Origin of the sequence: Pseudomonas sp. WHRI 8519, from assembly GCF_040224055.2 — a bacterium.
Taxonomy (GTDB): Bacteria; Pseudomonadota; Gammaproteobacteria; order Pseudomonadales; family Pseudomonadaceae; genus Aquipseudomonas; species Aquipseudomonas putida_X.
Window position 1 is genome coordinate 5,274,255 of the sequence record NZ_CP167996.1, and the last position, 20,702, is coordinate 5,294,956.

The window sequence follows — 20,702 nt, forward strand, 5'->3', positions numbered from 1 at the left end:
GGTCGGCAGAAAATTGCCGCCTGAACTGGCCAGGGGGCCAGTGAACCCCCCAGGCAACTCAGGGTTATCCCTGATTACAGACCAAGGGGTGAAATCCTCACCCCCGGATGCAGTACAATCGCCCCCTTTTTACTTGGCAACGAGTAGACGCCAATGATCGAACCCAAGCGCGTCCTGCGCGCCCTAGCCGAACACTGGGCCCTGATCGAGCCGCTGTGCGAGCGCTTCGACCAAGGCACCCTGAGCCTGGTCGAACTGCGCCAGCAGCTGGGCCGCCAGCAAGTGGAAAGCACGCCGCAGGACATCACCCAGCTGCTCGACGTGTGGATCCGCCTGGATATCCTGGTCCCGGTGGCCAAGAGCCCGAACCGTTTCGAGCTCAACGCCCAGATCCACGACTTCCTCGCCTACCTGCGCCGTGAGCACCGTCTGGGCCTGTGCCTGGAGATCGAGGCCTACCTGCGCCACCTGGAGCGCCTTGCCGGGCATATCCAGGATGCCTTCGACAACCGCGACAGCGATGACCTGGCGCGCCAGCTGCGCCTGCTCGACATGCGCGTGCGCGACGTGCTGAAGAAGCTCGACAACGATGAACAGGCGCTGGTCGCCGTGGCCGAACGGGCCAAGACCAGCAACCGTCAGATCCCGCTGCGCCAGCGTTATGCCGAAGTACTGGCGACCTGGGACGAATACGTCGAGCCGATGATCCAGCTGGTCAACGCCGACGGCGCTTTCGAGCAGGGCGTGCGCAAGGTCGAGACCGTGCTGCTGAAACTGCTCGGCGAACAGGCGCGCCTGGGCCACCTGGTCGACGACGACATGCTGCTGCGCACCCATGCGCGCATCCTCGAGATGCAGACCAGCGCCCAGTTGACCCTGCGCCACGCCCGTGAACTGCTGCTGCCGCTGCGCGAAGAAGCGCGCCGGCACAATGCCGTGACCCGCGGCGCCGCCCTGGCCCTGTCGGTGATCCGGCGCAAAGGTATCGACGCGGTGCCGCAGGCGGCCATGCCATTGTTCACCCGGCCGCAGAGCACCTTCCTGGGCAGCGCCAGCCAGGTCGAGGCGTACGTTTATGCCCTCGCCCGCTTCGAGCCGAAACCGGCCAGGTTCCCCAAGGCGCACAAGACCCAGACTGGCCCGCTGCCGCGCGCGCCACGCACGGTCAAGGAAATGCTCGAGCGCTGCGAAGATGCCCTGCCGCTGCCTGACCTGATGGTCTGGCTGCTGGACCAGGAGCCCGACGGCGCCACCGACGAACTGTTGTACTGGTTCTCGCGCCTGTCACGTGAGAAGCGCTTCAAGCGCGAACGCCTGGAACGGCGCGAGTACACCACCCACGAACACCTGGTCAGCCTGCGCTCGTACGCCCTGACATCCAGCCGCGAAGCGCAACCTGAAACCAACGCGAGCCCAGCCAATGCATCTTGATCTTTCCGAACTGTCCCAGCTCGCGCCGATCTTCCGCGAGCTGTTCAAAGGGTTCCACATCAGCCGCCGCGACCCGGAGCTGTACGCCCAGCTGTCGAACTTCCAGGACCAGTACCGCACCCTGTTCAAGGCCTTGGGCTTCGAGCTGGTGTGCGATACCCGCGGTTTCTATTACTTCGTCCCCGAGCAGGCCGCCGCGCAGGTCAACAAGACCGCCCAGCGCCTGTCGCTGTTCACCTTCATTCTGGTCGAACACCTGGCCGACCAGGGCCGCGACCCGATGGCGGTACTCGACGGCGGCAGCATCGGGCGCGATGAGCTGCCCTCGCTGCTGGACAAATACCGTGACCTGTTCCTGCAGGCTGAAGTGCAAACCGTCGACGAGCTGGAAGAAAAGATCATGCGCCGCATGACCCAGCTCGGCTTCGCCCACGAGGAAAACGGGATCTACCGCTTCCTGCCGCCGATGCACCGGTTCCTCGATGTGTGCCTGTCGGTGCAGCAGGACCGCGACCTGGCCGCCAGCCTGCACAGCGATCTACCGCTGCCAACGCCGGTGCTGGTCGAGGAAGAAAGCCCCGAAGCGCTGGCCCACACCGACGACCCGCTCGACCTCACCCCGTTCGAGGGCGAAGAAAGCGAAGAAGAGGCCCTGGCCCGGGCCATCCGCGAAGAGCAACAGGAGATTGACGCATGAGCCAGGAACGCTACGGCATCCGCCGCTTCGCACTGCTCAACACCGCCGGCTACAGCCTGGGCCTGTTCCCGCTGGAGCACCCGCTGTCGGTCTACGGCGCCAACAACCTGGGCAAATCCGCTTCGATCAACGCCCTGCAGTTCCCGATCCTGGCGCGCATGTCCGACATGAGCTTCGGCAAGTACAGCCTGGAGCAGTCGCGCCGCTTCTACTTCGCCAGCGACACCTCGTACATTCTCTGCGAACTCAACCTGCCCCACGGGCCCCACGTGATTGGCGTGGTCGGGCGCGGGCCGGGCGGCGGTTTCGGCCACCAGTTCTTTGCCTACAAGGGTGAACTGGACCTGGACCACTACCAGAAGAACGACACCTGCCTGCGCCAGAAAGAGCTGTTCACCAACCTCGAACGCCTGGGCCTCAAAGCCTACGAGCTCAAGCCGGACGAGCTGCGCCGGTTGCTGGTCGGCGGCCACACGTCGGTGCCGCTGGACCTGACCATGATCCCGCTGCGCTCGACCAGCGAACAGAGCCTGAAAACCTTCCGGGCACTGTTCATCAACTTGCTGCACATGCGCGAAATCACCGCCGCCAAGCTCAAACAGCTGTTCCTCGACGCGTTCGAGCACAGCCTGCGCTCGGGCAGCGTCGACTACATCGCCGCCTGTGAAGAAGCCTTCCGCGACGTACGCCGCATGGAGCAGGACTACAACGCGCTGGTTGCCGCCGGCCCGCTGGTCGAAGCCCTGGCCGGCGGGGTGGCCCAGCGCGACATCCTGCGCGGCAAGCTGCACCGCCTCTCGCCACTGCTCGACAACCTGCTGGCCACTTGGCAGGAATACGCCATGGCGCGCAAGGAAGAGCTGGTGATCCAGGCCGAGCACTACCGCGGCGAGCAGGACCGCCTGCAGAACGACCAGCGTGGCGGCACCCAGGAGCTGATGCGCCTGGAACGTGAAATCACCGGTATCCAGCGCTGGCTCGGTGAGCTGTCGGTGCTCAAGCACCGCTTTGCCCTGATCGATGACGTCAAAGTGCTGGAGCAGCAACTGCTGGCCGCCAAGGACGCCCACGACGAACTGGCCGGCGCCTTGGCCCAGTCGCGGCAGTTCTCTGCCGAAGACCTCGACGAGCGTGTACGCGACCTGGAAAAACGCCTCAAGCAGGTCAGGCAGCAGCTCGACCACGCCGACAACAACAGCTACGCCCGCCTGCGCGAAGAGTTTTCGCAGGCAGACGTCGACCGCCTGATGCGCCTGTTCAACGGCGCACTGTTCAGCCTGCCGCTGGGCGAGCGCGGTATCGAACTGGACGACAGCGACCTGTGGGTGAAATCGCTGGAAGCGGTGCTCGATAGCTTCAAGGGCGAGCGCTTCGAGGCCCCGGGCATTTCCATCGACCTTTCGCACATCGACCCACCCGCCCTGCAAGCCCTGGCCGACCGTGCGGCCCTGCGCGACCAGAAGGACCGCCTGGAGCGCGAGCTCAAGCAGCTCAAGACCCAGCAGTCGGTGGCCGCCGACCGCAGCGCCTCCAAAGCCCAGACCGAAGCCCTGTACCAGCAGGTGCTGGACGCGCAGAAGGCCCTGGAAGACTACCGTCGCAGCGAAACCCTGGCGGCGGAAGAGCCGGAGAAGCTGGAACAACTGGCGCAATTGGAAGCGGCCCAGGACGAACTCAAACGCTCCAGCGATGCCTTCACCGAGCGCGTCCAGCAACTGTCGGCCAAGCTGCAACTGGTCGGGCGGCAGATCGCCGACCTGGAAGCCAAGCAGCGCACCCTGGAAGACGCCTTGCGCCGTCGCCAGCTGCTGCCTGCCGACCTGCCGTTCGGCACGCCGTTCATGGAAGCGGTTGACGACTCCATGGACAACCTGCTGCCGCTGCTCAACGATTACCAGGACAGCTGGCAGGCCCTGCAGCGCGTCGACAACCAGATCGAGGCGCTGTACGCCCAGGTGCGTCTGAAGGGCGTGGCCAAGTTCGACAGTGAAGATGACATGGAGCGGCGCCTGCAGCTGCTGGTCAATGCGTACGCCCACCGCACCGACGAGGCGCTGACCCTGGCCAAGGCGCGCCGCGCCGCAGTCACCGACATCGCCCGCACCCTGCGCAACATCCGCAGCGACTACGACAGCCTCGAGCACCAGCTGGCGCTGTTCAACCGCGAGATCAACAAGCGCCAGGTTTCCAACCTGCAGAGCTTCCGCGTGGTACTGGCGCCGAACAAGGAAGCGCTCAAGCATATCGACCAGATCATCCACAGCGCCGGCCAGTACGAGGAAGGCGAGACCCTGTCGGTGTTCGACCTGACTCAGAATTCGGAGCAGGATCACAAGAACGAAGAAGCCAAGGAGTACCTGGCACGGCTGGTGGCGGCCAACCACAACCAGCTGGGCCTCAAGGACCTGTTCGAACTGGCGTTCGAGATCACCAAGATCAACAGCCAGCCGGTGATTCACGCCGACATCGACGGCGCCGCCTCCAACGGCACCACGATGACCATCAAAGCGCTGACCAACATGTACCTGTTGCTGCACTTGATGGATCGCGACCTGGCCGGGCGTATTCGCCTGCCTTACTACCTGGACGAAGCGGCGGACATCGATGAGCGCAACCAGGCCGCGCTCCTGGAGACCAGCCTGCAGCTGGGCTTCGTACCGATTCTGGCGAGCGTCAAGCCACAGGTATCGGCGCATGTGGCGATCGACCTGGAAGGCGGTAGCGGGCCTAATGGCATCTATATCGACGAAGCGGACTGGAAGTACATCAGCCGTCGTGATGTGGAGAAGGCGATCGTGCGCGAGGATCAGGCCGAGGAGCTGGCCTGATTAGTGTGTGACGGGGCCGCTTTGCGGCCTATCGCCGGCAAGCCGGCTCCCACAGGTATCGCGCCAACTGTTAGACGTTGAGCAAGACAGTTGCTCCATCAGGGGTGCCAACTTTTAGACGTTGAGCAAGACAGTTGCTCCAACAGGGGTGTGGAGTGCCACCAGGAAGCTGGATACCAGCTCAATGCCCGGGCCACTCCACCCTGTGGGAGCCGGCTTGCCGGCGATTGGAGGCCGAAGGCCTCCGCTGTTGCCTCAATGGGCCCAAGGCAGAATCGGAATCGCCGTCACCGCATTCTGCGGGCTGCCTTCGATCATGCGGTCGCTGTACACCAGGTACACCAGTGTATTGCGCTTCTTGTCCAGGAAGCGCACCACCTGCATGGTCTTGAACACCAGCGAGGTGCGTTCCTTGAACACCTCCTCGCCATCTTTCAACTCACCCTTGAAGTTGATCGGCCCCACCTGGCGGCAGGCAATCGACGCCTCGGCACGGTCCTCGGCCAAGCCCAGGCCACCCTTCACTCCACCCGTCTTGGCGCGCGACAGGTAGCAGGTCACACCTTCGACCTTGGGGTCATCGAAGGCCTCGACCACGATGCGATCGTTGGGCCCGACGAACTTGAACACCGTAGATACCTGGCCGATTTCCTCGGCCCCTGCCAGCACCGGCAGCGCCAGGGCCGCCACGGCAATCACGCGTTTGAGCATGTTCATACCAGCACCAGGTTGTCACGGTGGACCAGCTCCGGCTCGGCGCTGTAGCCAAGCAGGGACTCGATGGCATCGGACGATTGGCCGATGATTTTCTGTGCTTCCAGCGCGCTGTAGTTGGCAAGGCCACGGGCCACTTCCAGGCCGTCGGGGCCCACGCACACCACCATTTCGCCACGGCGGAAGCTGCCTTGGACGGTCTTCACACCGACCGGCAGCAAACTCTTGTTGGCCTGGCGCAGCGCCTGCACGGCACCGGCGTCCAGCACCAGAGTGCCGCGGGTTTGCAAGTGGCCAGCCAGCCACTGCTTGCGCGCAGCCAGCATGCCGCGCTCAGGCGACAACAGGGTACCCAGGCGCTCACCAGCCTTGAGCCGGTCGAGTACCCGTTCGATACGGCCTCCGATGATGATGGTGTGGGCACCAGAACGGGCAGCCAGGCGTGCGGCGCGCAGCTTGGTCTGCATGCCGCCCCGGCCCAGAGCGCCGCCGGTACCGCCGGCTACGGCGTCGAGCGCTGGGTCATCGGCACGGGCTTCGTAGATCAGCTGCGCCTCTGGATTGTTACGCGGGTCGGCGTCGAACATGCCGTCACGGTCAGTGAGGATCACCAGCAGGTCAGCTTCGACCAGGTTCGCCACCAACGCAGCCAAGGTGTCGTTGTCGCCGAAGCGGATCTCGTCGGTAACCACGGTGTCGTTTTCGTTGATCACCGGCACCACGCCCAAGTCGACCAAGGTGCGCAAGGTGCTGCGGGCGTTGAGGTAACGCTTGCGGTCGGACAGGTCGTCGTGAGTCAGAAGGATCTGCGCGGTGTGCTTGCCGTGCTCGCCAAAGCTCGACTCCCACGCCTGCACCAGGCGCATCTGGCCGATCGAAGCGGCAGCCTGCAGCTCGTTCATCGCGCTCGGTCGTGCGGTCCAGCCCAGCTGGCTCATGCCGGCAGCCACGGCCCCAGAGGACACCAGCACCAACTCAACACCCGCCTCACGCAGGGCAACCATCTGCTCGACCCATACGGCCATGGCACCGCGGTCGAGGCCCTTGCCATCGGCCGTGAGCAATGCACTACCGATCTTCACGACCCAGCGCTTGGCGCCAGTCACCTTGCTTCGCATCTTCTCTTCCAACCTATGTCGAATCTGTAGATACCGTGGATACAAAAACGCCGCTCCAGAGAGCGGCGTTTAGTGTACTGCAACCGGTCAGTCGCGCACGTAAATGATTTCCGGGCCGTCTTCGTCGTCCTCGAAATCATCGTCCCACGCGTCATCGTCGCCGATGTCGTGCACGCTCTTGACGCCGGTACGACGCAAGGTACGGGCGTCGTCCAGGGCCTGCAGCTGGGCGCGGGCTTCGTCTTCGATGCGCTGGTCCAGGTCGGCCAGTTCCTCGGCGTAGGCCGGGTCGTTGGCCAGGCGATCGGCGCGGTCTTCGATGTAGCGCATCAGGTCGTGAGAGAGCTGCTCGGTGCCCTGCTTGGCGATGGCCGAGATCACGTAGACCGGGCCTTCCCACTGCAGACGCTCGACCACTTCCTTGACGCGCTCGTCGCGCTCGTCGTCCATCAGCATGTCGGCCTTGTTCAGCACCAACCAACGCTCACGGTCGGTGAGCGACGGGCTGAAGCGGGTCAGCTCGTTGATGATCACTTCGGCGGCGTCGGCCGGGCTGCTGCCGTCCAGCGGCGCCAGGTCGACCAGGTGCAGCAGCACGCGGGTACGCGCCAGGTGCTTGAGGAAGCGGATACCCAGGCCGGCACCGTCGGATGCGCCTTCGATCAGGCCGGGGATGTCGGCGATGACGAAGCTCTTCCAGCGGTCGACGCTGACCACGCCCAGGTTCGGTACCAGGGTGGTGAACGGGTAGTCGGCGACCTTCGGCTTGGCGGCCGACACCGAACGGATGAAGGTGCTCTTGCCGGCATTCGGCAGGCCCAGCAGGCCCACATCGGCCAGGACTTTCAGCTCCATCTTCAGGTCGCGCTGGTCGCCCGGCTTGCCTGGGGTGGTCTGGCGCGGCGCACGGTTGGTGCTGGATTTGAAACGGGTGTTGCCCAGGCCGTGCCAGCCGCCTTGGGCGACCATCAGCTTCTGGCCGGGGGTGACCAGGTCACCGATCACTTCCTGCGTGGAGGCGTCGATCACGGTGGTACCGACCGGCACACGCAGGAACAGGTCCTCGCCCTTCTTGCCGGTGCAATCGGTGCTGCCACCATTGGCGCCGCGCTGGGCTTCGTGGTGACGGGTATAGCGGTAGTCAACCAGGGTGTTGAGGTTTTCGTCGGCCACCATGTACACCGAGCCGCCATCGCCACCGTCACCCCCGTTGGGGCCACCGTTCTCGATGAACTTCTCGCGACGGAAGCTCATGCAACCGTTACCACCATCACCGGCCTTGACCCGGATGGATACTTCGTCAACAAACTTCATTCAAAAACCGCCTCTCGCCTTCCGACGAGCTGAATACTTAAAAAACCTGAGGCTCTTGCAAAAATGAGCGCGGCGGCCCCGTACGACCGAAGAAACCCACGCCGGCAGCCCATACAAACAGCTTTGCAAGAGGCTCACCACAAACGAAAAAGCCCCGTCGCATGACGGGGCTTCTGGAGCGACGTCGCGATTAAGCGGCGACGATGCTCACGTAACGGCGGTTGAACTCGCCTTTCTTCTCGAACTTGATCACGCCTTCGATCTTGGCGAACAGGGTGTGATCCTTGCCCATGCCAACGCCGTAGCCGGCGTGGAACTGGGTGCCGCGCTGACGGACGATGATGTTGCCGGCCTTGACGACCTGGCTGCCATACATCTTCACGCCAAGGCGTTTCGATTCTGAGTCGCGACCGTTACGAGTACTACCACCAGCCTTCTTGTGAGCCATGGTTCAATTCTCCAAATAAATTCAGGGGATCTGAGCGATTAAGCCTGGATACCGGTGATTTTGATCTCGGTGAACCACTGGCGGTGGCCCATACGCTTCATGTGGTGCTTACGGCGACGGAACTTGATGATGCGTACTTTATCGTGACGGCCTTGCGAAACGACTTCGGCAACAACTTTAGCGCCAGCGACGACTGGAGCGCCGATGGTGACTTCTTCACCGTTGGCAACCAGCAGAACGCGATCGAAAGTCACGGATTCGCCAGTGGCGATTTCCAGCTTTTCGATTTTGAGGAATTCACCTTCAGCGACTTTGTACTGCTTGCCGCCGGTAACGATTACTGCGTAAGACATGGGTATTTCTCCGATAATCCTGCTCACCCAGCGCTTTATATGATGAGTATTGGCTGGCATGGCTGCACAGGGCTGGAACGGCCCGGCGCAATTGCGTAAGGCAGGTGCTGCCCAGGAAGTTAGGGTGCGCGATTGTACGCAACCATGGTTTTGCTTGCAAGTACCGGCCCCGCTCACCGGGCGGCGTGCCTTGACACACCGGGACCCGCGACCTAGCATGCCGCGCAACCTCACTGGAGCAGCCGATGCAACCCCAAACCTTCTACCGCGCGGTAGCTGACGATTTCAGCGCCGTCGACGAGATCATCAAGAAGCAGCTGACCTCGCGCGTGCCGCTGGTATCGAAGATCGGCGATTATATCACGTCGGCCGGAGGCAAGCGCTTGCGCCCGTTGCTGGTGCTGCTGTGCGGCAAGGCTCTGGGCCGCGAGGGCGACGACCTGCGCCTGCTCGCTGCAACCATCGAATTCCTGCACACAGCCACCCTGCTGCACGACGATGTGGTCGACATGTCCGGCATGCGCCGCGGCCGTTCCACCGCCAATGCCCTGTGGGGCAATGCACCGAGCGTGCTGGTGGGCGACTTCCTTTATTCGCGCTCGTTCGAAATGATGGTCGAGCTGGGCTCCATGCAGGTCATGCAGATCCTCTCCAAGTCCACCCGGGTGATCGCCGAAGGCGAAGTGCTGCAGCTGTCGCGGGTGCGCGATGCCAGCACCACCGAAGAAGTGTACATGGAGGTCATCCGGGGCAAGACCGCGATGCTGTTCGAGGCCTCGACCCACAGCGCCGCCGCACTGGCCGGTGCCACCGACGAGCAGCGCGAGGCCCTGCGCACCTTCGGCGACCACCTGGGCGTGGCTTTCCAGCTGGTCGACGACCTGCTCGACTACAAAGGCGATTCGCAGACCCTGGGCAAGAACGTGGGCGACGACCTGGCCGAAGGCAAGCCCACCCTGCCGCTGATCTACACCATGCGCGAAGGCACGCCTGAGCAGGCTGCACTGGTGCGCAAGGCGATCCAGAAGGGTGGCCTGGAAGACCTGGAACAGATCCGCGTGGCGGTCGAGGCTTCGGGCGCGCTGGACTACACCGCGCAGCTGGCACGTGATTACGTGAAGCGGGCCATTGAGTGCCTGGAAGTGCTGCCGGCCAGCCAATACCGGGATGCACTGGTGGAGCTCAGTGAGTTTGCCGTAGCGCGCACGCACTAAGGTCGCGCCACCCTCCTCGCGGGCAAGCCCGCTCCGCAGGATCCACAGGGTTCTGCAGGAGCAGGCTTGCCCGCGATGCATTTGTGCGGACAAAAACATTTCCCTGTTAAAACCTTATACAATATGGGCCTTTAACCGTCTGTCTGTTTAAGGAACCGAAGTGAGCACTTTGCCGCCCTGCCCTAAATGCAATTCCGAGTACACCTACGAGGATGGCACCCAGCTGATCTGCCCTGAATGCGCCCACGAGTGGTCGGCCACCGGCGAAGCCGACGCCGGCAGCGATGACGTGGTGAAAAAGGATGCAGTGGGCAATGTGCTGCAGGACGGCGACACGGTCACCGTGATCAAGGACCTCAAGGTCAAGGGTTCTTCCCTGGTGGTCAAGGTCGGTACCAAGGTCAAGAACATCCGCCTGTGCGACGGCGACCACGACATCGACTGCAAGATCGACGGCATTGGCGCCATGAAGCTGAAGTCGGAATTCGTGCGCAAGGTCTGATTACCTGAAAAACAGCCAATAGTCTCTTGCTATTTTGATAATAAGAATTATTCTCATTGGACCGTTAACCAAGGAGAATAGCCATGACTTATCTGATCGACGCTTGGCTGGACCGCCCCCACCCTTACCTGCGCATCCTGCATCGCGAAACCGGCGAAGTGTGCGCCGTGCTTGAAGAAGAGGCGCTCGACGAACTGCGTGACCAGGGTGACCTGGACATGAGCGGGTTGAATTCGAGTGAACCGGTGGTGCTCAAGGAGCTGGTGCGCAATTTGTTCCTGTTCTGTTATGCGCGGGCGTTGCGCCCGGTGGGAACAGACTGGAATTGAAGCCGGCAGCACCGGCCTCATCCCCCGCAAGTCGGCGCCAGGTGCAGTGCAAACCTCAGGTTCTGCGCGGCCCTGTTGGGAGCCGGCTTACCGGCGATAGGGCCGCGAAGCGGCCCCAGATGCTCGCAGGGCCCGTCGAGCGCGCTCGGGCTATTACAGCTCTGCTATGGGGGCTGCTGCGCAGCCCATCGCCGGCAAGCCGGCTCCCACCCCGACCGCGCAGCTCTTCAGGCCTGCGCTTTAGCTGTGGAAGCAACTGTCTTGCCCAATTTCTAAAGGCGGCGCAATCCATGTGGGAGATTCTATGGTTATCAGCAAGCCATTTTCCCGCCTTTGGTAACGTATTCGTCCTGATTTCTCATCAGGGCGAATGCCACTCGTGCGAGCTTCCTGGCCAGAATTACCAACGCCTGGGTCGTTGCCTTACCGCTGTTTCTGTACTGCTCATATACCCCTTTCCAAGCGGCCGACCTGCTGGCCGCCATTGCTGCGTTATGCAGCAAACGACGGATTTCCGAGCAGCCGCGCTTGGTGAGCCGACGACGTCCATTCTTCTCTCCAGAATCATTAACCCGTAGGTCCATTCCCAGGAATGCGATGTACGAATCACTGCTCTTGAACTCGCCCCTTACAAAAGCCATTACCAGGGCTGTAGCGGTAAGAAACCCAATTCCCTCTACCGCCTGACAGCGGGCAACTTGCTCGTGCAGCCCAGCCTCTCGTAGCACTTCCTTAATCTTTTTTTGTATCAGCTGATCCAGCCGATCTATCGATGTTACGAAGGTTTTGAAGGCGGCCTTCAGCAGGCTTTCGTTTGTCCAGCTCTGAGCTAATGCAGTGCGAGCAGTCACCAAGACAGCTCTGCGTCGAAGGAGGCTCTGAAGCTTGCCGTAGACAGCAGGAGGCGGGGTCCAAGGACGAAGATCGTCGCCCTCGTTTTTCAAAAATCGGGACAGCAACCGAGCATCAGAGGGGTCAGTTTTAACCCGCCCTCCAACACTTTTCCTGTAGTTGCTCAGTTGGAAACCATCGATGACATAAACGTCGAAACCGAAGCCATGGGCTAGCTCAACCAGGTCCAGATGGTAGACATTGGTCGCCTCAACAGCGATTGCAGTGCCGAGGGGCTGTTGCTTTAGCCAGCTTTTGATTTCGGGCTTGGTATTTTTCAGCCTGATAATTTCATCACGATCATCGTGATGAATCACTAATTCGGCTTTTGCGACATCCGCACCCACGATCAGTTTGTTTACCTGCATTGCCATGGGCGGCTCCTCGCGTTATGGTTTTTGAGCTTGAAGGGTTTTCACCAAGAGGCGCTGGCTTGCTTCTATCGTCGTTTGCAAACGATGCATTCTTTATCGGCGCTTTGGTGGAAGGGGTGGGGCGATGTCTCCCACAGTCTGTACTGCGTCAACAGTCAGAATCCGGCATTTAGTCCCACCACCCCTTCAAGTCTAACCATACAAGCCGGCTTGCCGGCGATGGGCCGCGAAGCGGCCCCAGAGGCATTACAGAACGTCGAGCAGCTCGACGTCGAATACCAGCACGCTGTGCGGCGGGATGCTGCCGACGCCTTGGGCGCCGTAGGCCAGCTCGCTCGGCACATACAGGCGCCATTTGCTGCCTGCATTCATCAGCTGCAGGGCCTCGGTCCAGCCAGCGATCACGCCACCGACCGGGAATTCAGCCGGCTGGCCACGCTCGTAAGAGCTGTCGAACACAGTGCCGTCGATCAGCGTGCCGTGGTAGTGCGTACGTACGTTGCTTTCGCGGGTCGGCTTGGCGCCTTCGCCTGCGGTCAGCACTTCGAACTGAAGGCCCGAGGCAAGGGTGGTGATGCCTTCGCGCTTGGCGTTCTCAGCCAGGAATTCCTTACCGGAGGCAGCAGCAGCTTCAGCCTTGGCGGCAGCTTCTGCCTGCATCACTTCACGGATGACCTTGAAGCTGGCCGACAGGTCGGCTTCGCTGACGCGGCTGTCGGCACCGTTGAAGGCGTCGGTCAGGCCGGCCACGATGGCTTCCAGGTTGACGCCTGGTGGCGGATTGTCGCGCAGCTGGCCGCCCAGCTGACGGCCGATGCCGTAGCTGACGCGGGTTTCGTCGGTGGACAGGTTGAGTTCGGACATTGTCGTGCTCCACTGCAGGGCGCAGTGCAGCCGCGCCCTTGATGAAAAGGGCGAGCAGCCTAGCACACTGGGACGCTGCGAGCAGCTACCAGGCCGAACGCTGGGAAATGGGTACCTTGAGGTCTTCTTCGGGGTGCGAACCCATGCCGCACATTTCGTCCTGGACGGACCAGTGCACCAGGTTCATCGAGACCATCGGGATGGTTTGCAGCAACGTGCGGGCGTCTTCCACCGAGTGCACGCGCAGGCGTTCACCGCGGGTATCAGCCAAGGGGTGGGCATGGCCCTTGATACGGGCCTCGAGCAGGTAATCACCACCTTCGATGGCAATCAGGTTCAATTCATCGACATGGCCGGCCCTGGCCTCGGTATTGAGCTGATGCAGGTTCATGGGAGCACCTCGCTGCTGCAACCCGGCATGAGTGCTCATTTTTTGTACAGGACCTGGGAATACACAAGGCATTACTGACGCCGCTCGTCAGTTGGGCCGCGCCGGCCCCAGCCCCGGCAAGCCTGCGCAGGGGCCGGCAAGGGCTCAGTGCTTGGTGAGTTTGTCCAGGTAACCCATGCAGAAGGCGGACACCACGAAGGTCATGTGGATGATCACGTACCACATCAGGTAGTCGGTAGAGATGTTCTGCGCGTCCATGAACACCCGCAGCAGGTGGATGGAGGAAATGGCCACGATCGAGGCAGCGACCTTCATCTTCAGCGACGAAGAGTCCATCTTGCCCAGCCAGTTGAGCTTCTCCTTGCTGTCATCGATGTCCAGTTGCGAGACGAAGTTCTCGTAGCCAGAGATCATCACCATGACCAGCAGGCCGCCCACCAGCGACATGTCGATCAGCGACAGGATCACCAGGATCAGGTCGGCTTCGCTCAGGGCGAATACGTTGGGCAGGACGTGAATGACTTCCTGGAAAAACTTCAGCGCCAAGGCCAACAGGCCAAGGGAAAGGCCGAAGTAGATAGGGGCGAGCAGCCAGCGCGAGGCATACATCGCGTTTTCGAGAATACGTTCCATGGAGGGTTGGGACTCGTCAGGTGACTGAAAAAGCGACGCCGAGTATAGCCAGCCGCCTGTTACAGCAAAAGCCCGGACTCAAGCGGGCTGCGTGTAGCGCAAACGCAGGAGTGGATGGCACCGGCTTCACCGGTGATCGCCGGCAAGCCGGCGATTGCCCCAGGAACGAGCGCTCAGGTTTCAGGGTGGAACTGATAGTCCCCCAGGTTGCGACAACGTTCACCGTTGATCCGGCGCAATTGCGCCTGCAGGTGCAGGCACCAGATCTGCGGATCTTCGGCCACCTGGTACCCATGCAGGGTAAGGCTGTCGACAATGGCGTTGAGCACGGACTCGGCGACCAACGGCCCATGGAACGGTCCTTGGGCCTTGATGGCTGAGGGTTGCTCACCGGCCATGCCGGCAGCGAACAGCAAGGTCCACATGCCGTTATCACCGGCCAATGGGCGAATGCTGCATTCGATACGCGTCACCAGGCCCAGGCACTGGCGAGTAAGGCAGAGGTTGCGCATGGCCGCGTCCCCCTCCAATAAGCCGTGTTCAGCTCGAAACGTTCGGGCTGTTTCCATCCTGAACCCTGACGCCGTCCTAAGTTCCAGCATAGAAGAGCAACGCAAAAAGATGGAAAACCGGCGCTGAACGGTAGCACATGGCCGCCAGCGCCGATTTATTGACTCAGGCTGGCTTGGCCTGGGCAATCACCTCTTCCAGGCGTTCCTTTTCCGCCTTCTCGATATCCTCCTCGCTGACCATCTCGGCGATCTCGCGCAAGCGCTCGACCACCCGGGCGTTGACGCTGCCTTCGGTGAACTGCCCCTGCTCGTCCAGCTCCCCGGCGTCCTCACCCACCAGCAGGCTCAGCGCCTCGTCAGCCTGGCTGACCGCATAGACGTGGAACACGCCATTCTCGACCGCCTGCAGCACACGCTCATCGAGCATCAGCGTGGCAACGTTGGCACGCGGGATGATCACCCCCTGCTCGCCCGTCAGGCCACGGGCCTCACACAGGCGGAAGAAGCCTTCGATCTTCTCGTTGACCCCACCCACTGCCTGCACTTCACCGAACTGGTTGATCGAGCCGGTGATCGCGAAGCACTGCTTGAGCGGGGTGCGCGACAATGCCGAGATCAGCGTGCACGCCTCGCCCAACGAGGCGCTGTCACCGTCCACATAACCGTAGGACTGCTCCAGGGCAATGCTCGCGGAAATCGCCAAGGGGAATTCCTGGGCGTAGCGGCTGCCCAGGTAACCGGTGAGGATCATGACCCCCTTGGAGTGGATCGGCTGGCCCAGGTTGACCTCGCGCTCGATGTCGACGATGCCGCTGCCGCCCGGGTAGACGGTGGCGGAAATGCGCGCCGGCATGCCGAAGGCCGAATCACCCACCTCCAGCACGGTCAGGCCGTTGCACTTGCCGATAGCGGCGCCTTCGGTGTCGATCAGGATGATGCCTGCCAGCATGTCGTCGAGCACCCGCTGCGAAACGCGCCCGGTGCGGGTGGCCTTGGCCTTGAGCGCACGCTCGATGTGCCCGGCATCGGTCATGTCGTCACTGGCCAGCTGGCGGATGAAGTCGGCCTCGCTGACCAGCTGGAACAGGTCACCGATACGCGCCGACAGGCGCGACTGGTTCTCCGCCAGGCGCGCGCTGTAGGTGGCCAGGCGAGCCACCGCATCGCTGGTCAGCGGCGCCATGCCCTCCTCGTTGGTACGGGTGCGCAACAGCTGGGCGAACTGCTCGAGGTTTTCGTCGACCATCGGCATGTCTTCGTCGAAGTCCACCAGTACCCGGAACATCTCCTGGAAGTCCGGGTCATGGTCCTGCAAGGCGTAGTACAGCTGACGCGATCCGATGATCACCAGCTTGACGTTGAGCGGGATCATCTGCGGCTGCAGGCTGACGCTGGCGACGCGGCCCAGTTCACCGATCGGCGACTCCATCTTCAACTTGCGTGACTGCAGGGCACGCTTGAGCGCATCCCAGACGAACGGCTCGCCGAGCATCTTCTCCGCTTCGAGAATCAGGAACCCACCGTTGGCGCGGTGCAGCGCGCCCGGGCGCAGCTGACGGTAGGAGGTGTACAGCGCCCCCTGGTCGGTGCTGTATTCGATCCGCCCGAACAGGTTGTCATAGGTCGGGTGCGGCTCGAACACCACCGGCGCACCACCGACGGCGTGATGGCCGACCACAAGGCTCGGGGCGTACTGCTCTTCGAGCAGCTTGCGCGCGACAGCGTCGGTCTTGCTGTCATCGACCAGTTGCTCGACCACGGTACGCAGCAGGTTCAGCTGCACCGATTGCAGGTAGGCACACACTGCGGCGTTCTCGGCGTACTTTTCCGACAGCGGCGCCAGCAAAGGCTGCAAAGCCAGGGTGATGGTTTCTTCGTTGAGCTGGCGCAGGTGGTTGTTCGACTCGCGCTTCCACTGTGGCAGGCTGGCCAGCTCTTCGTTGAGGCGCTCCTCGAGGTAGGCGATGTCCTCGTGGAACTGCTCGCGGACTTCTTCCGGCAGCTGGGCGAACTCGGCTTCGTCCAGTGCCTTGCCGTCGGCCATCGGGGTGAAGGCGACATTGCTGGCGTCACGGTACAGGGCCACGTCCTTTTCCAGCGAGGCGCGCTCGATGACATCCAGGGCGCGGTCGTAGCGCTGGTTGAAGGCACGGTCGATGGCGCCCTTCTTCTGCTGATACGACGGGTGTTCGAATACCGCCGGGAACGTCGCCAGCAGGTTGTCGATCAGGCCGCCCATGTCGCTGATGAACGCGGCGGCGCTGCCCGACGGCAGCTCCAGTGCCCGCGGCTCGCGGGTGTCATCGAAGTGGTTGACGTAGACCCAATCGGCAGGGGTCTGTTGGCGCTTGCCCTCGGCCTTGAGGTAGCGCTTGACGAACGAGAAGCGCCCGGTACCGGGCTCGCCCATCACGTATACGTTGTAACCGGGGCGTGGCATGGCCACCCCAAACTGCAGGGCCTCGACAGCACGTTCCTGGCCCAGGACTCCGCGAAACGGTTCCAGATCGTCGGTATTGGCAAAGGCAAACTGCTCAGGAGAAAAACGCCTGGTCAAAGCTTCAGGCGCGAGACGCAGGCGCGCAGCGACAGGATCGGGCATTGGGTTTCCTTACTTCGGCGGGGCAGATACGCAGCATTCTGGCGCCGCCCGCGCGCGCCTTGCAAGGCTCAGCGGGACTTTATGTCGCAGTATCGATCAGCGACCCAAGCAAATTTTTCGCAATCAACGACGCAACCTTTAGATCGTGCCTAAACTCCAAGCTGCGCGGGTGGGTGAAAAGCTTTCCCGACCTGGCAACCGAGTTGCCAGCAACCCTGACCCTTGGTTAAGACAAATAGAGAACAAATGCTATGAAACGGATTCTTCTGGGTACTCTGTTCACCGTAGTCTCGCTCAATGCCATGGCCGAAGCGCCGGGCGGCCCGAACTGCGGCTGGGGCAACATGCTGTTCGAAGGCCAGCGCGGCACGCCGGCTCACTTCCTGGCCTCCACCACCAACGGTACATCCGGTAACGCTACCTTCGGCATGACCTCCGGCACCAACGGCTGCTCCACCAAGGCCTCGCTGACCTATGGCGGCAAGTCCTGGTTCGCCATGAATGGCATGATGAACGAACTGTCCGAAGACATGGCCATGGGCCAAGGCGAAGCACTCACCACCTACGCGGTGGTACTGGGTGTAGCGCCGGAAGACCGCGGTTACTTCAACTCGGTCACCCACCAGCACTTCAACCAGATCTTCAGCAGCGCCGACGTAAATGCTGAAACTGTCCACAGCAACACCCTGGCCGTTCTGAAGAACGACCCACGCCTGGCCAAGTACGCTACCGAGGCCTAAGCGCAGCTGCTCCCGCCCCCTCCCGGGGCGGGTTTTCGCCTTTTTATCGGCATCGTTAAGAAGTAGTTGCCCGACATGCTCAAACGCCTTGCTTACCTGGCGCTGTGTGCCTGCGCCCCTGTTCATGCCGCGCCTGCGCTGGATGAAGGCCGTCTCCAGCAATTGGCCAATACCCCTTACTGGATTGCCCTGGGCCACTACGAAACCGCCAAACTCGGCGGCTGGCGCAGCTATGTCGACGACCGCAAATTCTTCCTCGCCGAGGACGGCGCGCACCACCCGGACCAAGAGCTGCGGGCCACGGTACAGGCGCTGTATGCCCCGGCCAGCCTGGGCGACAAGCATGCCCAATGCGTGTTCCCCGCCCGCACCCGCTGGCTGAAGGAGCAACTGGGCCTGCAAGGTTTGCCGCAGCCGGATTGCCAGGAGTTCAAGACCTGGTACGAATCGGTCGACCCGCACAGCGCGGCGCTGATCTTCCCGGCGGCCTACCTGAACAGCCCGTCGTCGATGTTCGGCCATACCCTGCTGCGCATCGACCAGTCCAATACCCGCAGCGACGACACCACGCTGCTGAGTTATGCCATCAACTTCGGCGCCTACATCGAAGGCAGCGACAACAGCATCCTGTATGCCTGGAAGGGCCTGATGGGTGGCTATCCCGGGCTGTTCGCCCTGATGCCCTATCAGGAAAAACTGTCCGAATACCGCAGCCTGGAAAACCGTGACCTGTGGGAGTACCAGCTGGACCTGACGCCAGAAGAAACCGGGCGCATGGTCGAGCATGTGTGGGAACTCAAGCAGGTCCAGTTCGATTATTTCTTCTTCGACGAAAACTGCTCCTACCGCCTGCTGGAACTGCTGCAGGTGGCGCGGCCGGGCCTGGACCTGACCTCGCAGTTCCCGCTGACCGCAATCCCCACCGACACGGTCAAGGCGGTGAAACAGTCGGGCATGGTCGCCAGCGAGACTTACCGGCCCTCGCGTGAGCGGGAACTGCTGGCCCGGGCCGAACCGCTGGGCCTGGATGAGAAACGCCAGGTGCTGGCCGTCAGTGCCGACACGGCGCAGCTGCAGAGCCCGGCCTTCACCGCCCTGCCCCGCGAGCGCCAGGCCCTGGTGCAGGACGCCGCTTACCGCCTGGAGCGTTATCGGGCCAACGGCCAGGAGCGCGACCCCGGCCAGGCACGGCGTAGCTTCGAGCTGTTGCGGGCGATCAACCGCAACCCACCACCGCCGCTGCAGATCGAACGCCCCGGCCTGCCCGAGGATGGCCATGACTCCCGCACCTGGCAGCTTGGCGTCGGCACCCGGGAAGACCGCGCCTACGCCGAATACGGGCTGCGCATGGCGTATCACGACCTGAACGACAATGCCTACGGCTTCCCGCTTGGCGCGCAGATCGAAATCCTGCAACTCAAGGTGCGCCAGTACGAAGGCAACGATTGGCAGGTGCAACGCCTGGATCTGGCCACGATTCGCTCGCTGACCCCTCGCAACGAACTGCTCAAGCCCTGGTCGTGGCAGGTCGCCGGTGGCCTGGAGCGGGTGCCGGGCAAACATGACGATGAAGTGCTGGTGAGCCATGTCAATGGCGGTGCCGGCGGCACCTGGCAATTGGCCGACGGGCTGCTGGGCTTCGCCTTGGGCACTGTGCGGGTCGAGCACCATAACGACTTCGCCCAGTTCATCGCCCCAGCGGCGGGGTTCAATGGCGGGCTGCTGTGGCGCAACGGGCTGGGCAACATGACACTGGAAGCCAAAGGCGATTACTTCACCAATGGCGAAGTGCGGCGCAGTGTGAGCCTGAACCAGCAGTGGGAGATCAGCCAGAACCTGGGGTTGAGGCTGAGTGCTTCGCGGGCGTTCAGCCACTTGGCTACAGCCCAGAATGAGGTGATGCTGGAGCTGAAGTGGTACCACTACTGACCGCACTGGCCCTATCGCCGGCAAGCCGGCGATAGGGCCCTTGAGGCCAACGTGAACCTACCAACTTTCTGACGCTGTTTCGAGCACAAGGAGGCCCCTATGAGCCGCGCATTCGTCAACGAAGACCAAGCCGCCGCCCAGGCCGACCAGCCGGTGGAACGGCACGTCAGCGACCAGCCCAACTATGTCACTGCCAGTGGCATGCGCCAGCTGCAGCAGCGCCTGGCCGAACTCAATGCCTTGCGTGCCGAACTGCAGGCCTTGGGCGAACAGGGTGATAAGCAACGCCTGGCAGACGCTGAGCGTGACTTGCGTTATTTCAGCGCCAGGGTGCAGAGCGCCCAGGTAGTACCCGCTGCTACCTCGACCAGCAAGGTGCAGATTGGCAGCCGGGTGCGCTTTGCCGATGAACAAGGGCAGGAACAGACCGTGCAACTGGTTGGAGAGGATGAAGCCGATGCCAGCCGAGGGCTGATCAATTGGGGGTCACCGCTGGGGCGGGCGTTGCTGGGCGCAGGGCCAGGGGATGAAGTGATGTGGCGGCGGCCGGCGGGGGATCAGGTGATCGAGGTGATGGATATTGTAACTGAGGCCTGAAACCAAGGGGCCGGTGCCCGGCCCATTCGCCGGCAAGCCGGCTCCCACAGGTATCGCGCCGGCTTTTAGATGTTGAGCAAGACAGTTGCTCCATGGATTACGCCAGCTTTTAGAAGTTGGGCAAGACAGTTGCTCCATGGATTGCGCCAGCTTTTAGAAGTTGGGCAAGACAGTTGCTCCATGGATTGCGCCGGCTTTTAGAAGTTGGGCAAGACAGTTGC

General features: G+C 62.3%; 20 protein-coding genes. 9 read left to right on the forward strand and 11 right to left on the reverse strand.

Translation table 11 applies throughout. The features are described from left to right. The first annotated feature begins 153 nt into the window (after nt 1-153). Genes mksB through mksF form a run of 3 tightly spaced genes read left to right on the forward strand, consistent with a single transcriptional unit; the run spans nt 154 to nt 4,956 of the window. Nucleotides 154-1,431, forward strand: coding sequence for an Mks condensin complex protein MksB (gene mksB / locus ABRP30_RS24125; protein WP_241806295.1), 1,278 nt, complete (start codon nt 154-156; stop codon nt 1,429-1,431). Further along, complete coding sequence (gene mksE / locus ABRP30_RS24130) at nt 1,421-2,128, forward strand: Mks condensin complex protein MksE (RefSeq protein WP_241806294.1); 708 nt, start codon at nt 1,421-1,423, stop codon at nt 2,126-2,128. The genes mksB and mksE overlap by 11 nt, the downstream gene beginning before the upstream one ends. Then, entirely contained in the window at nt 2,125-4,956 is a 2,832-nt protein-coding gene (mksF, locus tag ABRP30_RS24135) for an Mks condensin complex protein MksF (RefSeq protein ID WP_267818819.1), read from the forward strand. Before mksE ends, mksF begins: the two co-directional genes overlap by 4 nt. Nucleotides 4,957-5,211: 255 nt before the next feature. Here mksF and ABRP30_RS24140 read toward each other — a convergent pair whose 3' ends face one another. From ABRP30_RS24140 to rplU, 5 genes are all read right to left on the reverse strand, one after another. Further along, entirely contained in the window at nt 5,212-5,673 is a 462-nt protein-coding gene (locus ABRP30_RS24140; RefSeq protein ID WP_267818821.1) for a CreA family protein, read from the reverse strand. Continuing rightward, complete coding sequence (proB, locus tag ABRP30_RS24145; protein ID WP_241806291.1) at nt 5,670-6,788, reverse strand: glutamate 5-kinase; 1,119 nt, start codon at nt 6,786-6,788, stop codon at nt 5,670-5,672. The genes ABRP30_RS24140 and proB overlap by 4 nt, the downstream gene beginning before the upstream one ends. A gap of 87 nt (nt 6,789-6,875) precedes the next feature. After that, nucleotides 6,876-8,102, reverse strand: coding sequence for an Obg family GTPase CgtA (gene cgtA / locus ABRP30_RS24150; protein WP_241806290.1), 1,227 nt, complete (start codon nt 8,100-8,102; stop codon nt 6,876-6,878). Nucleotides 8,103-8,292: 190 nt separating this feature from the next. Continuing rightward, nucleotides 8,293-8,550, reverse strand: coding sequence for a 50S ribosomal protein L27 (gene rpmA, locus ABRP30_RS24155; RefSeq protein WP_008092023.1), 258 nt, complete (start codon nt 8,548-8,550; stop codon nt 8,293-8,295). A gap of 38 nt (nt 8,551-8,588) precedes the next feature. Continuing rightward, complete coding sequence (gene rplU, locus ABRP30_RS24160) at nt 8,589-8,903, reverse strand: 50S ribosomal protein L21 (protein ID WP_008092021.1); 315 nt, start codon at nt 8,901-8,903, stop codon at nt 8,589-8,591. A gap of 245 nt (nt 8,904-9,148) precedes the next feature. Between rplU and ABRP30_RS24165 the strand changes: the two genes are divergently transcribed. From ABRP30_RS24165 to ABRP30_RS24175, 3 genes are all read left to right on the forward strand, one after another. Beyond that, entirely contained in the window at nt 9,149-10,117 is a 969-nt protein-coding gene (locus ABRP30_RS24165) for a polyprenyl synthetase family protein (protein ID WP_241806289.1), read from the forward strand. Nucleotides 10,118-10,277: 160 nt separating this feature from the next. After that, on the forward strand, nt 10,278-10,619 hold the full coding sequence (locus tag ABRP30_RS24170; RefSeq protein ID WP_267818828.1) for a zinc ribbon domain-containing protein YjdM: 342 nt from the start codon (nt 10,278-10,280) through the stop codon (nt 10,617-10,619). 83 nt (nt 10,620-10,702) lie between these two features. Next, nucleotides 10,703-10,948 (forward strand): hypothetical protein, encoded by a 246-nt coding sequence (locus ABRP30_RS24175; RefSeq protein ID WP_012316301.1) that lies wholly within the window; start codon nt 10,703-10,705, stop codon nt 10,946-10,948. A 311-nt stretch (nt 10,949-11,259) separates the two neighbouring features. Here ABRP30_RS24175 and ABRP30_RS24180 read toward each other — a convergent pair whose 3' ends face one another. The 6 genes from ABRP30_RS24180 to ABRP30_RS24205 form a co-directional block, all read right to left on the reverse strand. Further along, a complete protein-coding gene (locus ABRP30_RS24180) occupies nt 11,260-12,213 on the reverse strand; it encodes an IS110 family transposase (RefSeq protein WP_372490323.1) in 954 nt (317 codons plus the stop codon). A 246-nt stretch (nt 12,214-12,459) separates the two neighbouring features. Then, nucleotides 12,460-13,077: an FKBP-type peptidyl-prolyl cis-trans isomerase gene (locus ABRP30_RS24185; protein WP_241806287.1), complete on the reverse strand. Its 618-nt coding sequence runs from the start codon at nt 13,075-13,077 to the stop codon at nt 12,460-12,462. An 85-nt stretch (nt 13,078-13,162) separates the two neighbouring features. After that, on the reverse strand, nt 13,163-13,468 hold the full coding sequence (locus tag ABRP30_RS24190) for a DUF6482 family protein (protein ID WP_267818831.1): 306 nt from the start codon (nt 13,466-13,468) through the stop codon (nt 13,163-13,165). Between the two features lie 144 nt (nt 13,469-13,612). Beyond that, nucleotides 13,613-14,101 (reverse strand): TIGR00645 family protein, encoded by a 489-nt coding sequence (locus ABRP30_RS24195; protein WP_008092009.1) that lies wholly within the window; start codon nt 14,099-14,101, stop codon nt 13,613-13,615. A 173-nt stretch (nt 14,102-14,274) separates the two neighbouring features. Next, nucleotides 14,275-14,613, reverse strand: coding sequence for a hypothetical protein (locus ABRP30_RS24200; RefSeq protein ID WP_012316305.1), 339 nt, complete (start codon nt 14,611-14,613; stop codon nt 14,275-14,277). Nucleotides 14,614-14,776: 163 nt separating this feature from the next. Beyond that, the gene (locus tag ABRP30_RS24205) at nt 14,777-17,215 is read right to left on the reverse strand and encodes a Lon protease family protein (RefSeq protein ID WP_267818835.1); all 2,439 of its coding nucleotides are present in this window, start codon (nt 17,213-17,215) and stop codon (nt 14,777-14,779) included. 251 nt (nt 17,216-17,466) lie between these two features. On the opposite strand from ABRP30_RS24205, the gene ABRP30_RS24210 reads away from it, so the two are divergent. The 3 genes from ABRP30_RS24210 to ABRP30_RS24220 all read left to right on the forward strand — a co-directional run bounded on the left by ABRP30_RS24210 (nt 17,467) and on the right by ABRP30_RS24220 (nt 20,481). Further along, nucleotides 17,467-17,955, forward strand: coding sequence for a DUF3015 domain-containing protein (locus ABRP30_RS24210; RefSeq protein WP_012316307.1), 489 nt, complete (start codon nt 17,467-17,469; stop codon nt 17,953-17,955). A 75-nt stretch (nt 17,956-18,030) separates the two neighbouring features. Beyond that, on the forward strand, nt 18,031-19,884 hold the full coding sequence (locus ABRP30_RS24215; RefSeq protein ID WP_241806284.1) for a DUF4105 domain-containing protein: 1,854 nt from the start codon (nt 18,031-18,033) through the stop codon (nt 19,882-19,884). 99 nt (nt 19,885-19,983) lie between these two features. Further along, nucleotides 19,984-20,481: a GreA/GreB family elongation factor gene (locus tag ABRP30_RS24220; protein ID WP_241806283.1), complete on the forward strand. Its 498-nt coding sequence runs from the start codon at nt 19,984-19,986 to the stop codon at nt 20,479-20,481. Nucleotides 20,482-20,702 lie beyond the last annotated feature (221 nt).